We start from the raw sequence: 14715 nt of genomic DNA, 5'->3' as shown, positions 1-14715 counted from the left end.
TGCCGGGCCGCCCGATCGGGCGTGCGCTCACCGCGTGATGAGCTCCGTCGCCAGGACTCGAACCTGAACTATCTGAACCAAAATCAGAGGTGCTGCCGATTACACCACGACGGACCGGGCCACCAGTTACGCGTGCGACTCTAGCCCACCGTGGTGCCGGTTCAGCGCTGTGGCGAGCCCGCGGTGACCGCTTCGAGTGCGTGCGCGGCGAAGGGTTTGGCGGACAGCAGCGTGACGTGCTGGGTGCCGCCGTTGGGCAGCTGATAGCTGCGCTGCTGTCCCGGTGTCGCGCCGAGCAGCGCGCTGCCCATCGGCGAGTTGACGCTGTAGACGTCGAGCTCGGAGTCGGCGGTGGCGCGGGTGCCGAGCAGGAAGGTCTCGGTGTCGCCGGCGTCGTCGAAGCGGACGGTGAGCACCATGCCCGGCTCGGCCACTCCGTCGTCGGCGGGGTCGACGGCGTGCTCGGCCTTGGTGAGCAGTTCGTGGATCTGCCTGATGCGTTCCTTGCGGGCGAGCCAGGCGTCGACGACCTCGTCGGAGCCCGCGGGACCGGGTGTGGCCATCAGGGCGGCCAGCTCCTGCTCGAGGCTCTCGCGGGTCTGCGGGGACATCCAGATGGTGTCGGCGGGTTGCATGGGCTGTTCCTTCCGGTAGGAGTGATCGTCGTCAGGGGCGGGATAGCGCCGCCGCCCCTGACGACCTGGGAACCCTCGTCAGAGGGGAAGAGTGAGCGTGGCGGCCCGTGACTGGAAAGGGGACGCGACGGAAGGGCCGGCCATCAGTGCTGCCCCTCGCGCAGCACCGATGGGGAGACGACCACGGAGCAGGAACCGCTGCCCATTCCGCACCCCCCGAACATCGCGTGACCTGTCGTGACCTGTGCCGGACCTGATCGAAGGCCGACGTCTTCCATGGTCGGCGTCCCGGCAGCGACGCGCTTTGTCCCGATCCGACAAACGGGGCCTAGAACAATGTCGCATTACGACAACGGGCGGTCAGTCGAGTACGGCAAGCTCGATCGTCATCGCGAATCGCTTACGCGCGTCGTCGAGGTGGAGCTCGGTGAGTTCGGCCATCCGGCGCATCCGGTATCTGACGGTGTTCTCGTGCACCCCGAGGTGCGCCGCGGTGCGCACCGGGTCACCGCGTTCCTGCAGCCAGGCCCGCAACGTCGGGACGTAGGCGGTGCCGTGCGCGCTGTCGTGTTCCCGCAACTCGGCGACCGCGCCGCGCGTCGGGGTCCGTCCGGAGCGCGCCGCCGTCTTCAACCGCCGCAACAGCAGGTCGTCCCATGATTCGTCGTAGGCCGGCGGCTCGCCGGCGTCGGTGCTCTCCTGCAGTGCCAGGCATTCGTCGGCCTCGGTGCGGGCCACCGCGAGGTCGGTCGCCGCCGCGGGCGCGCTGATGCCGGCCTTCACGGTCACCTGGTCGGGCAGCGTGGAGATCAAGGCGGAGACCCAGTCACGTGCCACCGCGGCGGGTTCGGCGGCCAGCACGGTGTAGACCGTCGCGTCGGCCAGCGCGCTGCGGGAGGGACGGGACCAGCCGAACCCCGCGGTCGCGCGTTCGAACATCTGCAGCAGAGCCGAATGCCTGCCCGCCGTGTCGACGGCGCGCAGCGCGATCACGCGCAGTGCCGACGGTGGAAGTCCGAGGCGGCTGGCGACCGTCTCGGCATCCGCCGGGCTTTCCAGCAGCCGGATCACCATCTCCGATTCGACCTGACGTTCGAGGTCGGCGCTGGCCCGCGATCGCAGCAGGTGCAGGGCGACGGTGCGCGCGCCGTCGGCCAGAGCCTGTCGCTGCGCGCCGGCGAGCGGTTTCGGCACCGCCACCCACACCGATCCCAGCAGTTCGCGACCGGCGCGTGCGGCCACCACCATCCGGCCGGTGAGCCCGACGGCGTCGTCGCCCGGCACGAACAGCGGCTCGTCGGACACGGCCAGGTGGGCGAAGACCCCGTGCGCGTCGAACACCGCGCGCAGCGACGGCGGCGCCTGCCGGTCCAGGATCGTCGCCGCTCGGGCCGGGTCGGCGTCGAGCTGGCCGCGGGAGAACGCGAGCACCTGCGAGGCCCGGTCCTCGATGACGACGGCGCCGCCCACGGCGTTGGACAGGTTGTCGGCGAGCGCGAACAGGTCGGTGGGGCCGCGCCCCGACTCGGTCTCACGGCCTTCCATGACCAGCCCGTACACGATCGCGGCGAACTCGCTCCACGGCATCGCCGAGTCGACGACGAGGACCGCGACGCCGGCGGTGTCGGGTTCGGGATCGCCGCCACCGCGGGTCAGCACCACCACGGCCCGTGCGGCCCGGGCCCAGCGGACCGCCTCGCTGGTGGTGGCGGCACCGATCGCGAGCAGCACGTCCCCGGAGACGGTGCGGCCGTCGACGATCTCCGGCAGCACCACGCTGCGAAGCTCGGTCTGCCTGTCCGCCGAACCTCCCTGCCAGCGCGCGCCGTAGCCGCCGAGGACGTTGATCAGGCGATCCAGCGTGATCACGAACGTTGACGCTACGCCTGGTCCGGCCGTGTGCACCGTTTACCCTGAGACGCGTGGCCGTGCCGCACAAGCCCGAGGTCCCCGTTCACGCCCGCGCTCCGCGCGCCAGGATGACGGGCAGTGAGCGACGTCAGCAACTGATCGAGATCGCGAAGTCGCTGTTCGCCGAACGGGGCTTCGACGGGACGTCGATCGAGGAGATCGCGTTGCGCGCCAACGTGTCCAAGCCTGTCGTCTACGAGCACTTCGGCGGCAAGGAAGGGCTGTACGCAGTCGTCGTCGACCGCGAGATGTCGGCGCTGCTCGACGGCATCACCTCGTCTCTGGCCGACAACCGCTCCCGGGTCCGGGTCGAGCGGGTGGCGCTGGCGCTGCTGACCTATGTCGAGGAGCGCACCGACGGGTTCCGCATCCTGATCCGCGACTCACCGGCCAGCATCACCCAGGGCACCTATTCGACACTGCTCAACGACGCGGTCAGCCAGGTCGCGTCGATCCTGGCCGGGGACTTCTCCCGGCGCGGGCTCGATCCCGACCTCGCGCCGCTCTATGCGCAGGCGCTCGTCGGTTCGGTGTCGATGGCCGCGCAGTGGTGGCTCGACGTGCGCGAGCCCAAGAAGGAGGTCGTCGCCGCGCACCTGGTCAACCTGTGCTGGAACGGTCTGACCCACCTGGAGTCCGACCCGGTGCTGCACGAGGAGTAGTGCGGCTGCTCTGCGGGCGCTGATCATCAATTTCTGGCTGCGCCGGGCAGTGCCTACGATGGAGCCATCATGACCGCATCGGGGACTCTCCATGTCCATACCCCGATCGCGGGCCTCGTCGAACTCGCGCTGCGCGACCCCTCCCTGCAGGAGATCGCACGCCGTGGCGCCGACCGGCCCGCCGATCTCCATTTCGTCGGGCCCGCGAGCGCCCGCCCGTTCGTGGCGTCCGCGCTCGCCCAGGCCGGGCTGCTGCTGGTCGTCACCGCGACCGGACGCGAGGCCGACGACCTGACCGCCGAGTTGCGTGGCGTGTTCGGCGACTCTGTGGCGATGTTCCCGTCGTGGGAAACCCTGCCGCACGAACGACTCTCACCGGGTGTCGACACCGTCGGCGCGCGGATGATGCTGTTGCGTCGGCTGGCGTTCCCCGACGACGCCCGCCTCGGTGAGCCGCTGCGGGTGGTCGTCACCACGGCGCGTTCGCTGGTGCAGCCGATGGCGCCCGACCTCGCGCAGATCGATCCGGTGACCCTGACCGTGGGTGCCGAGGCGGACTTCGACTCAGTCGTCGCGCGGTTGGTCGACCTGGCCTACACGCGGGTCGACATGGTGGGCAAGCGCGGCGAATTCGCGGTCCGCGGCGGCATTCTCGACCTTTTCCCGCCGACGGCCGAGCATCCGGTGCGGGTGGAGTTCTGGGGCGACGAGATCTCCGAGATGCGGATGTTCTCCGTGGCCGATCAGCGGTCGATCCCGGAGATCGAGATCGACACCGTGATCGCGGTGCCGTGCCGGGAGCTGCTGCTGACCGCCGATGTCCGCGAGCGCGCCGCCGCCTTGTCGGCAGAACATCCGGTCTCGGAGAACAACGTGCCGGGCAGTGTGCCCGACATGCTCGCGCGGCTGGCCGAGGGTATCCCGGTCGACGGGATGGAGGCGCTGCTTCCGCTGTTGCGGCCCAGCGATTTCGCCACCCTGCCCGATCACCTGCCCGAGGGCACCCCGCTGTTGGTGTGCGACCCCGAGAAGGTCCGTACCCGCGCCGCCGATCTGATCAAGACGGGCCGCGAGTTCCTGGAGGCCTCGTGGTCGACGGCCGCCGTCGGCGGGGATGTGCCGATCGACCTCGGGGCACTCGGCGCGTCCGGCTATGTGACCTACAACGAGGCGCGGGACGCCGCGCGCGACGGCGGGCACGCGTGGTGGACGCTGAGCCAGCTCGACAGCGGTGCCGGCGAGTCCACCGCCCTCGACATCCGTCCCGCGCCGTCGGCGCGCTTGGCGCAGCCCATCGCAACAGGTCCAGACGAGATCTTCGCGATGCTGCGCGCCCATGTCGCGACCGGTGGCTTCGGGGCGGTCGTCACCCCGGGTGCCGGAACCTGTCAGCGTGTCGTCGAGCAGCTGTCCGAATCCGACACGCCCGCAATGATTCTCGAACTGGGTATGGCACCGAAGGAAGGTGTGGTCGGTGTCCTGAAGGGCCCGCTGCACGACGGGGTGGTGATCCCGGGCGCGAACCTCGTGGTGATCACCGAGACCGACCTGACCGGCAACCGGGCCGCGGCCACCGAGGGTAAGAAGCTGGCGGCCAAGCGGCGCAACGTGGTCGACCCGCTCGCGCTGACCGCGGGGGACCTCGTCGTGCACGACCAGCACGGCATCGGCCGCTTCGTCGAGATGACCGAGCGGGTGATCGGCGGCGCGCGCCGGGAGTACCTGGTGCTGGAGTACGCCTCAGCGAAGCGCGGCGGCGGTACCGACAAGCTGTACGTGCCGATGGACTCGCTCGATCAGCTGTCGCGCTACGTCGGCGGGGAGGCACCGACGCTGTCGCGGCTCGGCGGCAGCGACTGGGCGAACACGAAAACCAAAGCGCGCCGGGCAGTTCGCGAGATCGCCGCCGAGCTGGTGACGCTCTACGCCAAACGCCAGGCGTCGCCGGGGCACGCGTTCTCTTCGGACACCCCGTGGCAGGTCGAGATGGAGGACGCGTTCGGGTTCACCGAGACCGTCGATCAGCTCACCGCGATCACCGAGGTCAAGTCCGACATGGAGAAGCCGGTCCCGATGGACCGGGTGATCTGCGGTGACGTGGGCTACGGCAAGACCGAGATCGCGGTGCGGGCGGCGTTCAAGGCCGTGCAGGACGGCAAGCAGGTCGCGGTGCTGGTGCCGACGACGCTGCTGGCCGAGCAGCATCTGCAGACGTTCACCGCGCGGATGACGGGTTTCCCGGTCACCGTCAAGGGGTTGTCGCGGTTCACCGATCCCGCCCAGTCGCGCGCGACCATGGAGGGGATGAAGGACGGGTCGGTCGACATCGTGATCGGCACGCACCGGCTGCTGCAGACCGGCGTCACGTGGAAGGACCTCGGTCTGGTCATCGTCGACGAGGAGCAGCGCTTCGGCGTCGAGCACAAGGAGCACATCAAGTCGATGCGCACCCACGTCGACGTGCTGACGATGAGCGCCACCCCGATCCCGCGCACGCTGGAGATGAGCCTGGCCGGCATCCGCGAGATGTCGACGATCCTGACTCCGCCGGAGGAGCGTTACCCGGTGCTGACCTATGTCGGGCAGCACGACGACAAGCAGATCGCCGCGGCGCTGCGGCGCGAGATGCTGCGCGACGGGCAGGCGTTCTACATTCACAACAGGGTCCGCACCATCGACTCGGCCGCGGCGAAGGTGCGCCAGCTGGTGCCCGAGGCGCGGGTGGTCGTCGCCCACGGACAGATGCCCGAGGAGCAGCTGGAGAAGACCGTCGAGGGGTTCTGGAACCGGGAGTACGACATCCTGGTGTGCACCACGATCGTCGAGACGGGACTGGACATTTCGAACGCGAACACGTTGATCGTGGAGCGTGCTGACACGTTCGGACTGTCGCAGCTGCATCAGCTGCGCGGGCGCGTCGGCCGGTCGCGTGAACGCGGTTACGCGTACTTCCTGTACCCGCCCGAGGTGCCGCTGACCGAGACGGCCTATGACCGGCTCGCGACCATCGCGCAGAACAACGAGCTCGGCGCCGGGATGGCCGTCGCGATGAAGGACCTCGAGATCCGCGGCGCCGGAAACGTGTTGGGCGCCGAGCAGTCCGGGCACGTCGCCGGGGTCGGCTTCGACCTGTACGTGCGGCTGGTCGGCGAGGCCGTCGAAGCATATCGGGCGGCTGCAGACGGGAAAACCGTTGCGACACCAGAAGAACCGAAGGACGTGCGGATCGACCTGCCGGTCGACGCGCATCTGCCGCCCGACTACATCGGCAGCGACCGATTGCGGTTGGAGGCCTATCGCCGGCTGGCGGCGGCACCCGACGACGCCGCCGTCGACGCGGTCATCGAGGAACTCGTGGACAGGTACGGGCCGCTGCCCGAGCCGGCCGAGCTGCTGGTGGCGGTGGCGCGGCTGCGGCTGCTGGCGCGCGCGGCGGGCATCACCGAGGTCGGTGCCGTCTCGGCGTCGGCGTCGACGCTGCGGATCTCTCCGCTGACGCTGCCGGACTCCGCGCAGCTGCGGCTCAAGCGGCTCTATTCCGGCGCGAACTATCGCGCCACCACCTCGACGGTGCAGGTGCCGATCCCGCGCGCGGGACAGGGTGTCGGAGCGCCGCGGATCCGCGATCGGGAACTCGTGGACTTCGTCGCGGGACTGATCAAGGTGCTGCACGAGTAGGGCTGGCCAACGAATGGGTGACCGTCCGGCAAAGCTGATATAACCGACAGCGATGACCGTCGTCCTCGTCGATCCGCGTCGCCCGTCGCTGGTGCCTGTCGAGGCGATCGAGCTGCTCCGCGGCGACGTGCAGTACACCGAGGAAATGCCGATCAAGGTGCCGTGGTCGCTGCCGTCGGCCCGGCCGTCCTACACCGGCGATCCCGCCGAGGTGCTGCTGTCCTCAGATCCGCAGCATCCGTCGGTGCAGGCGCGCGTCGCGGCGGGGGAGCGGTTGATCGCCGCGCCTGCCGCGCAGTCCGGTGACCGGTTGGTCGATGCCGTGGCGATGATGGACAAGCTGCGCACCGCGGGCCCGTGGGAGAGCCAGCAGACCCACGACTCCCTGCGTCGCTATCTGCTGGAGGAGACCTACGAGCTCTTCGACGCGGTGCACGGCGGCGACCTGACGGAGCTGCGCGACGAGCTCGGAGACGTGCTGCTGCAGGTGCTGTTCCATGCGCGCATCGCCCAGGAAAGTCCTGTGGCGCCCTTTGACATCGACGACGTCGCCGACGCGCTGGTCCGCAAGCTCGGCAACAGGGTGCCCGCAGTGCTTGCGGGAGAATCCATTTCGCTCGAGGATCAACTGGCGCAGTGGGAGCAGCGCAAGGCGCTCGAACGCTCGACCCGTCAGTCCTGCATGGACGACATCCCGACCGCGCAGCCGGCGCTGGCGCTGGCGCAGAAGGTGCTCGCGCGCGCCGAGACCGCCGGGGTGCCCGTCGATCTGATCCCGGACACGGTCACCTGGGTGACGGTGACCGCCGACTTCGACGCCGAGAATGGCTTGCGCACAGCGGTTCTGGAGTTCATGGCCGATGTCCGCGTGGCGGAGCGGGCGGCCGCGGCGGCCAGGCGCGGTGCGGATGTCGCCGAGGAACTCGACGATGCGCCGCGCGGCGGCATCACCGCCGACGAGTGGCGGGCGGCGTGGCCGCGCGAGATCGTCGACGAGAACGACGAGTAACCTCCAAATCCACCTTTTGCAGCGGTTTACTCGCACTTTGGCTGCACAACGTGGATTTCGTCAGCGGGCAACAGAGCAGCGCAGGACTCAGCCGACCAGTTGATCGCCCAGGAACCGGTCCGGTCCGGAGACGCCGGGCAGGGTGAAGAAGAACCCTCCGCCGACGGGCAGGATGTACTCTTCGAGCGGCTCACCTTTGAGGCGGTTCTGCACAGCGAGGAACCCGTCCTCGAGGCTGCGCTGGTAGGCCACGAACGCCAGGCCCTGGTCGAGCCGGCCGGCGCCGTCGAACCCGCGGGAGTAGTTGAAGCCACGCCGCAGAATGAGGTTCTTCTCCGTTTCCGGAGTGCGGGGATTGGCGAGCCGGATGTGGGCGTCGAGCGGAATGCGCACGCCGTCGGGATCGGACGGGTAGTCCGGGTCGGTGAACTCGCCGGTCAGGCCCAGCGGTGCGCCGGAGACCTTCGAGCGGCCGATGAGGGCTTCCTGTTCGTCCAGGCGGGTCCGATCCCAGAACTCGACGAGCATCCTGATGATGCGTATGGCCTGATAGGACCCGCCGACGGCCCACTCGGGCTCACCGTCGTCGGGTCCGACCCACACATGCCGGTCCATCGATGCGCCGTCTTCGACGTCGAGGTTGGAGGTTCCGTCCTTGAAACCCATCAGGTTGCGGGGTGTCGCGGCCTCCGACGCGCGGCCCGCCCCGATCCCGCGGGCGTACCCGTCGATCATCCAGCGCAGCACCAGGTCTCGGCGGGTGCGCCGCATCAGCTGACGCAGTGCGAACTGCACCGTGTCGGAATGTCCGGCCTCGAACACGACCGAGATGTCGCCGTGCGAGAGCCGGGGGTCGAGCCGGTCGTTGGCGAGGAACGGCATGGTGACCAGCTCGCTGGGTTTGCGGTCGGCCAGCCCGAAGCGGTCGTCGAACAGCGACGCGCCGACTCCGACCACGATCGACAGATCGTCGGCGGGTGGCTGCTCGCCGAGGATCCCCGAGTCGACCGGCGGGAAGGCCGGGTCACGCACCTCCGGCGGCCTGCCCGCCATCAGTCCGCGGATCTCGTCGGTGAGTTCGCGCAGCACCTCGGTGAGCCGTTCCCGATCGCGGGAGAGCAGGTTGAACGACGCGATCAGGCCCTGCTCGGGGATGGGTAGTGCGGTGATACCGGTCTGGTGGGGGCCTTCGAACGTGACGAACCGTCCGGTGGCCTTGGCCGGTGCGGTGTCCCGGTCTGCCGCACAGCCCGCCAGCGCACCCGCACCGGCGACTGCACCGGTCCCCAGCACGCCGGTGACGAACCCGCGCCGCGAGATCCCGGGACGGGCGGGCTGTCGACTCACATCGACCTCACTGCAGCTTCAGCACTCCGGAGACCTGAGCCAGGTTCTCGGACAGGCCGGCGAGCTCGGCCTTGAGCGTGTCGATCGTCGCCGGGTCGACGGTGACCTCAGGGCAACGCGGGGACGGGAACGGGTCGTTCTCGGTGCAGAACAGCACCCAGCCGTCACCGCGCCGCAGCGGACGCATGGTGTCGAACACCGAGTTCATGCCGGCCTCGATCTTGCCGAGCAGCGCGGGATCGGCCTCCACCAGCGCGGGGCTGAGCTTGTCGACCGCGGCCTGCGAGCCCTGCATGTTGGCGTCGAAGTCCCACAGGTCGGTCTTCGAGTAGCGGTCCTCTTCGCCGGTGATCTTGCCCTCGGAAACCTCTTCGATCAGCTCGGCGGCTCCCGTCGCGACGTCCAGCGGTGTGACCTCGACCGACGCGAACTGCTCCTTCAGCGTGGCGATATCGGCGTCGAGCTGGTCGGCGAACGGTGCGCCGCCGTCGGTGGTGTTCTGCTCGAAGAGCAGGTATTCGAGGCGGTGCCACCCGGTGAACGCAGGGTCGTCGGCTCCGGCGAAGTCGTCGACGCGGGCGTCGACCTTGCCGTCGATCTCCTCGACCAGACCGGCGAGCGGTTCGATGCGTTCCCACGGCAGGCGCGACGGTGCGTAGGCGTTTTGCGCGGCCTGCAGATCACCGGCACGGACGGCGTCGGTGAACACCTTCACCGCGCCGACGAGTTCGTCGATCTGCGCGGTGGCGTACGCCTTGTAGTCGGCGGCGGCCTTCTCGACCAGCGGATTTGCGGGGGCTGCAGACGAGGTCGTGGTGTCGGCCGCAGAACTGCCGGTCGCCGTGGCGTTGTCGTCGGAGCTGCTCCCGCCGCAACCGGCCAGGATCATCGCCGCAGCTGCGACCGCTGCCGGCCAGGTGAGATGCCGTCCCATGGGTTCTCCTCGTGTAGGTGCGAGAACAGTACAACGTTCCGGCGGAAGCATAGGCAAACCTAACGGTGACGGGAAGGTGCTTCTTACGTTTTGCAGGTCTGGGCACCGGGGAGAGGCGTGTTGGACCGACCATTCAGGAACGCGTGGGAACATGGGGCTTGACCAGACAGGGTTTAGGGAGTCCGGTGACGCGGGTGCGTTGGCTGCAGGCGATGGCCGTGATCGGTGCGACAGCGCTGCTCATGGCGTCGAGCTGTTCCTGGCAGATCGGCATCCGGGTGCCCGACGGCGTCCCGCCCCCGCCCGGTGACGCGGTCCCTCAGATCGACACGTACGCCGAGGGACGCCCCGCCGACCAGCTGCACGACTGGGCCGCCGCGCGCGCTCCGGCGCTGCGCATCCCGGTGACCGCCCTGGAGGCCTACGCCTATGCCGCCCGGGTCGCCGAGGTCGAGAACCCGGATTGCAACCTGAAGTGGACGACGCTGGCCGGGATCGGCCAGGTGGAGAGCCACCACGGCACCTACCGCGGCGCGACGATCGCGCGGGACGGCCGGGTGACGCCGCCGATCCGGGGAGTGCTGCTCGACGGCACCAACGGCAATCTGGAGATTCTCGACGGCGACGCGGTCAGCCACGACCCGGCGGTGGAGCAGAAGGGCGACGAGCCTTTCGCCCGTGCGATGGGTCCGATGCAGTTCATCCCGGAGACGTGGCGCCTCTACGGCGTGGACGCCAACAACGACGGCGAGGTCGATGTGGACAACATCGACGACGCCGCGCTGTCGGCGGCCGGGTACCTGTGTTGGCGTGGAAAGGACCTGTCCAAGCCGCGGGGGTGGATGGAGGCGTTGCGCGCCTACAACTATTCCGATGCGTATGCACGCAACGTGCGGGACTATGCGACGGCCTACGCGCAGGGACATCCGCTCTGAGGGCGCCCGCCGATACGGCACGCTCTAGGCTCAACACCGGAAACGTCTGAGCCCAAGACCCAGGAGGCGACAAAGTGCCCATCATCGAGCAGGTCGGAGCCCGCGAGATCCTCGATTCCCGGGGAAACCCGACCGTCGAGGTCGAGGTGGGTCTGCTGGACGGGACCGTGGCCCGCGCGGCGGTGCCGTCGGGTGCGTCGACGGGTGAACATGAGGCGGTCGAGCTGCGCGACGGCGGGTCGCGCTACCTGGGAAAGGGTGTCGAGAAGGCCGTGGAGGCGGTGCTCGACGAGATCGCGCCGGCGGTGATCGGGCTCGGCGCCGATGAGCAGCGTCTCGTCGACCAGGCGCTGCTGGACCTCGACGGCACTCCCGACAAGTCCCGGCTGGGCGCCAACGCGATCCTCGGCGTATCGCTGGCGGTGGCCAAGGCCGCTGCGCAGTCGGCCGAGTTGCCACTGTTCCGCTACCTGGGCGGGCCCAATGCCCACATCCTGCCGGTGCCGATGATGAACATCATCAACGGCGGCGCCCACGCCGACACCGGTGTCGACGTGCAGGAGTTCATGATCGCGCCGATCGGCGCGCCCAGCTTCAAGGAAGCCCTGCGGTGGGGCGCGGAGGTGTACCACTCGCTGAAGTCGGTGCTCAAGAAGCAGGGCCTGTCCACCGGGCTCGGTGACGAGGGCGGTTTCGCGCCGGATCTGCCGGGCACCAAGGCCGCGCTCGACCTGATCGGCACCGCGATCGAAGGCGCCGGGCTGAAGATCGGCAGCGATGTGGCGCTGGCCCTCGACGTCGCGGCCACCGAGTTCTACACCGACGGCACAGGTTACGCCTTCGAGAAGGAGACCCGCACGGCCGAGCAGATGGCCCAGTTCTACGAGCAGCTGATCGGTGCGTACCCGCTGGTGTCGATCGAGGATCCGCTGTCCGAGGACGACTGGGACGGCTGGGTCGCGTTGACCTCGGCGATCGGCGACCGGGTGCAGCTGGTCGGTGACGATCTCTTCGTGACCAACCCGGAGCGGCTCGAGGACGGCATCGAAAGGGGTGCGGGCAACGCGCTTCTGGTGAAGGTGAACCAGATCGGCACGCTGACCGAGACGCTCGACGCCGTGTCGCTGGCCCACCACGCCGGCTACAAGACGATGATGAGCCACCGCAGCGGCGAGACCGAGGACACCACGATCGCCGACCTCGCGGTCGCGGTCGGCAGCGGTCAGATCAAGACCGGTGCGCCGGCGCGCAGCGAAAGGGTCGCGAAGTACAACCAGCTGCTGCGCATCGAGGAGGAACTCGGCGACGCCGCGCGGTACGCCGGCGACCTGGCGTTCCCGCGCTTCGGTGTGGAGTCGAAATAGCCCGTGCCCGACGCGAAACGGCCTGATCCGAAGCGGAGGTCTTCTTCGGCGAAGAAGGCCCCCGCTTCGAGGCCGGGCAAGTCCGGCGATGCCGGGCGGGCCAAACCGCGTGCGATCGCTGCGCGCCGGGAGAGTCGCAGTGCCGAGCCGCCGCCGACTGCCCGCGAGGACGCCGAGTTCGTCGAGCGACCTGGCGACGAGGGTGACGGCAGTGACGGCGGGGGCTCGATCCGTGAGTCGATCCTCGCGTCGGCGGAGGCCGCGGCCGAGCAGCGGTTCGGGTCGGCGGCGCGCCGTGCGGCGATCCTGGCTGCGGTCATCTGCGTGCTGACGCTGACCATCGCCGGGCCGGTGCGGACGTACTTCTCCCAACGCACGGAGATGAAGCAGTTGCAGGCCAGCGAAGCCCAACTGCGCGAACAGATCTCCGAGCTCGAGGAGCAGAAGGCCAAGCTCGCCGACCCCGTGTTCATCGCGGCACAGGCCCGCGAGCGGCTCGGCTTCGTGATGCCGGGGGAGACGCCGTATCAGGTGCAGCTTCCTCCGGGCGCCGCGGTGGCGCCGAACATCCCGGCCGAGGAACTCTTGGAACCCAAGAACAACGATCCGTGGTACACCTCGCTATGGCATACCATCTCGGATGTGCCGCAAGGTATTTCACCCACCGCCCCGCCCGTTCCCCCTGGCGCGCCCGCACCGCCCCCGACCGCGCCCGGCGCACCTGCCCCCGGTGGTTGAGCAGTCGGATCTCGACGCGGTGGCGCGGCAGTTGGGCCGTGAGCCCCGCGGTGTGCTCGAGATCGCCTACCGGTGCCCCAACGGTGAGCCCGCCGTGGTGAAGACGGCGCCGAAACTTCCTGACGGAACGCCGTTTCCGACGTTGTATTACCTGACCCACCCGGCGCTCACCGCGGCGGCGAGCCGGCTGGAGTCCTCGGGCATGATGCGCGAGATGACCGAGCGTCTCGCTGAGGATCCCGACCTGGCCGCGGCATACCGTCGGGCGCACGAGTCGTTTCTCGCGGAGCGCGACGCGATCGAGCCGTTGGGCACGACGTTCTCCGGTGGCGGTATGCCGGATCGGGTGAAGTGTCTGCACGTGGTGATCGCGCATTCGCTGGCGAAAGGGCCGGGAGTGAATCCGTTCGGTGACGAGGCGCTGGCGGTGCTGGCGGTCGAACCGGAGATGGCCGGAATCCTCGACAGGAAGGTGTGGGCCCGATGAGTTCCCGGAGGGTCGCTGCCGTCGACTGCGGTACCAACTCGATCCGGCTGCTGATCGCCGACGTCGACCCGGACGGCCAGGGCGGCGGCCTGCGTGACGTGCACCGTGAGATGCGCATCGTCCGTCTCGGCCAGGGCGTCGACGCGACCGGGGAGTTCGCCCCGGAAGCGTTGGCGCGCACGCACTCCGCGCTCGCGGGCTATGCCGAACTGATGCGGCGCCACGAGGTCGACGCGGTCCGGATGGTGGCGACGTCGGCGGCCCGCGACGTGTCCAACCGCGAGCAGTTCTTCGCCATGACCTCCGAGGTGCTCGGCGGGGTGGTTCCCGGCGCGGTCGCCGAGGTGATCACCGGTGCCGAGGAGGCCGAGCTGTCGTTCCGCGGGGCGGTCGGCGAACTCGATTCCGCGGCAGCGCCGTTCGTGGTGGTCGACCTCGGAGGCGGCTCGACGGAGGTGGTGGTCGGCTCCGAGGACGTGGTGGCCGCGCATTCCGCGGACATCGGCTGTGTGCGTCTCACCGAGCGCTGCCTGCGGTCGGATCCGCCGACCGACGGTGAGATCGCCGATGCGCGGGCGGTGGTTCGCGATGCGCTGGCGCAGGTGCTGACGGCGGTCCCCGTCGATCAGGCCCGCACGTGGGTCGGGGTGGCGGGGACGATGACGACGCTCGCGGCGTTGGCGCACAACATGACCGTCTACGATTCCGACGCGATCCACCTGTCACGGGTGGCGTTCGACGACCTGCTGCCGGTGTGCGCGGAGCTGCTCGCCATGACACGCAAGCAGCGCGCGGTGCTGGGCCCGATGCACGAAGGCCGGGTCGACGTGATCGGCGGTGGCGCCCTCATCGTTCAGGAGCTCGCCGCGATGCTCGGCGAACGCGCGGGTATCGCCGAACTGGTCGTCAGCGAACACGACATCCTCGACGGGATCGCCCTCTCGATCGCCTGACCTCTCCCGCACCTGACCGCCCCTCGCCGAAATTGCATTCCAGCAGACAAAGTGCGAGTGCA

12 protein-coding genes and 1 tRNA gene are annotated in these 14715 nt (G+C 69.4%); 8 read left to right on the top strand and 5 right to left on the bottom strand.

The features are described from left to right. Positions 1 to 42 precede the first annotated feature (42 nt). From DYE23_RS22185 to DYE23_RS22175, 3 genes are all read right to left on the bottom strand, one after another. A tRNA-Gln gene (locus DYE23_RS22185) sits at positions 43 to 114 on the bottom strand. Positions 115 to 161: 47 nt separating this feature from the next. Beyond that, the gene (locus tag DYE23_RS22180) at positions 162 to 635 is read right to left on the bottom strand and encodes a GreA/GreB family elongation factor (RefSeq protein ID WP_115328170.1); all 474 of its coding nucleotides are present in this window, start codon (positions 633 to 635) and stop codon (positions 162 to 164) included. A gap of 360 nt (positions 636 to 995) precedes the next feature. Then, on the bottom strand, positions 996 to 2504 hold the full coding sequence (locus DYE23_RS22175) for a PucR family transcriptional regulator (RefSeq protein WP_172527829.1): 1509 nt from the start codon (positions 2502 to 2504) through the stop codon (positions 996 to 998). 110 nt (positions 2505 to 2614) lie between these two features. Here DYE23_RS22175 and DYE23_RS22170 point away from each other — a divergent pair, with 110 nt between their 5' ends. The 3 genes from DYE23_RS22170 (at position 2615) to DYE23_RS22160 (ending at position 7895) form a co-directional block, all read left to right on the top strand. After that, complete coding sequence (locus DYE23_RS22170) at positions 2615 to 3208, top strand: TetR/AcrR family transcriptional regulator (RefSeq protein WP_024448038.1); 594 nt, start codon at positions 2615 to 2617, stop codon at positions 3206 to 3208. 69 nt (positions 3209 to 3277) lie between these two features. After that, positions 3278 to 6886 (top strand): transcription-repair coupling factor, encoded by a 3609-nt coding sequence (gene mfd / locus DYE23_RS22165; protein ID WP_115328168.1) that lies wholly within the window; start codon positions 3278 to 3280, stop codon positions 6884 to 6886. 52 nt (positions 6887 to 6938) lie between these two features. Further along, positions 6939 to 7895: a nucleoside triphosphate pyrophosphohydrolase gene (locus DYE23_RS22160; protein ID WP_115328167.1), complete on the top strand. Its 957-nt coding sequence runs from the start codon at positions 6939 to 6941 to the stop codon at positions 7893 to 7895. A gap of 87 nt (positions 7896 to 7982) precedes the next feature. Here DYE23_RS22160 and DYE23_RS22155 read toward each other — a convergent pair whose 3' ends face one another. Continuing rightward, positions 7983 to 9242 (bottom strand): Dyp-type peroxidase, encoded by a 1260-nt coding sequence (locus DYE23_RS22155; protein ID WP_013470969.1) that lies wholly within the window; start codon positions 9240 to 9242, stop codon positions 7983 to 7985. A gap of 7 nt (positions 9243 to 9249) precedes the next feature. Beyond that, positions 9250 to 10176 (bottom strand): EfeM/EfeO family lipoprotein, encoded by a 927-nt coding sequence (locus DYE23_RS22150; protein ID WP_013470970.1) that lies wholly within the window; start codon positions 10174 to 10176, stop codon positions 9250 to 9252. A gap of 185 nt (positions 10177 to 10361) precedes the next feature. Between DYE23_RS22150 and DYE23_RS22145 the strand changes: the two genes are divergently transcribed. The 5 genes from DYE23_RS22145 (at position 10362) to DYE23_RS22125 (ending at position 14653) form a co-directional block, all read left to right on the top strand. Then, complete coding sequence (locus DYE23_RS22145) at positions 10362 to 11111, top strand: lytic transglycosylase domain-containing protein (protein ID WP_115328166.1); 750 nt, start codon at positions 10362 to 10364, stop codon at positions 11109 to 11111. A 74-nt stretch (positions 11112 to 11185) separates the two neighbouring features. Further along, the gene (gene eno, locus DYE23_RS22140) at positions 11186 to 12475 is read left to right on the top strand and encodes a phosphopyruvate hydratase (RefSeq protein ID WP_011892845.1); all 1290 of its coding nucleotides are present in this window, start codon (positions 11186 to 11188) and stop codon (positions 12473 to 12475) included. Between the two features lie 3 nt (positions 12476 to 12478). Beyond that, positions 12479 to 13213 (top strand): FtsB family cell division protein, encoded by a 735-nt coding sequence (locus tag DYE23_RS22135; RefSeq protein WP_115328165.1) that lies wholly within the window; start codon positions 12479 to 12481, stop codon positions 13211 to 13213. Further along, a complete protein-coding gene (locus DYE23_RS22130; RefSeq protein ID WP_011892847.1) occupies positions 13206 to 13700 on the top strand; it encodes a DUF501 domain-containing protein in 495 nt (164 codons plus the stop codon). The genes DYE23_RS22135 and DYE23_RS22130 overlap by 8 nt, the downstream gene beginning before the upstream one ends. Then, positions 13697 to 14653: a Ppx/GppA phosphatase family protein gene (locus DYE23_RS22125; protein ID WP_115329069.1), complete on the top strand. Its 957-nt coding sequence runs from the start codon at positions 13697 to 13699 to the stop codon at positions 14651 to 14653. Before DYE23_RS22130 ends, DYE23_RS22125 begins: the two co-directional genes overlap by 4 nt. Positions 14654 to 14715 lie beyond the last annotated feature (62 nt).

The sequence above is a fragment of the Mycolicibacterium gilvum genome, assembly GCF_900454025.1.
Lineage (GTDB): Bacteria > Actinomycetota > Actinomycetes > Mycobacteriales > Mycobacteriaceae > Mycobacterium > Mycobacterium gilvum.
Note: the sequence above shows the minus strand (reverse complement) of the source record. Positions and strands in the feature narration are given on the sequence as shown.

Excerpts from the sequence above, each read along its gene's own strand:
- mfd (WP_115328168.1), top strand. The coding sequence starts at position 3,278 with ATGACCGCATCGGGGACTCTCCATGTCCATACCCCGATCGCGGGCCTC.
- DYE23_RS22125 (WP_115329069.1), top strand. The coding sequence starts at position 13,697 with ATGAGTTCCCGGAGGGTCGCTGCCGTCGACTGCGGTACCAACTCGATC.
- DYE23_RS22150 (WP_013470970.1), bottom strand. The coding sequence starts at position 10,176 with ATGGGACGGCATCTCACCTGGCCGGCAGCGGTCGCAGCTGCGGCGATG.
- DYE23_RS22160 (WP_115328167.1), top strand. The coding sequence starts at position 6,939 with ATGACCGTCGTCCTCGTCGATCCGCGTCGCCCGTCGCTGGTGCCTGTC.
- DYE23_RS22170 (WP_024448038.1), top strand. The coding sequence starts at position 2,615 with ATGACGGGCAGTGAGCGACGTCAGCAACTGATCGAGATCGCGAAGTCG.
- DYE23_RS22180 (WP_115328170.1), bottom strand. The coding sequence starts at position 635 with ATGCAACCCGCCGACACCATCTGGATGTCCCCGCAGACCCGCGAGAGC.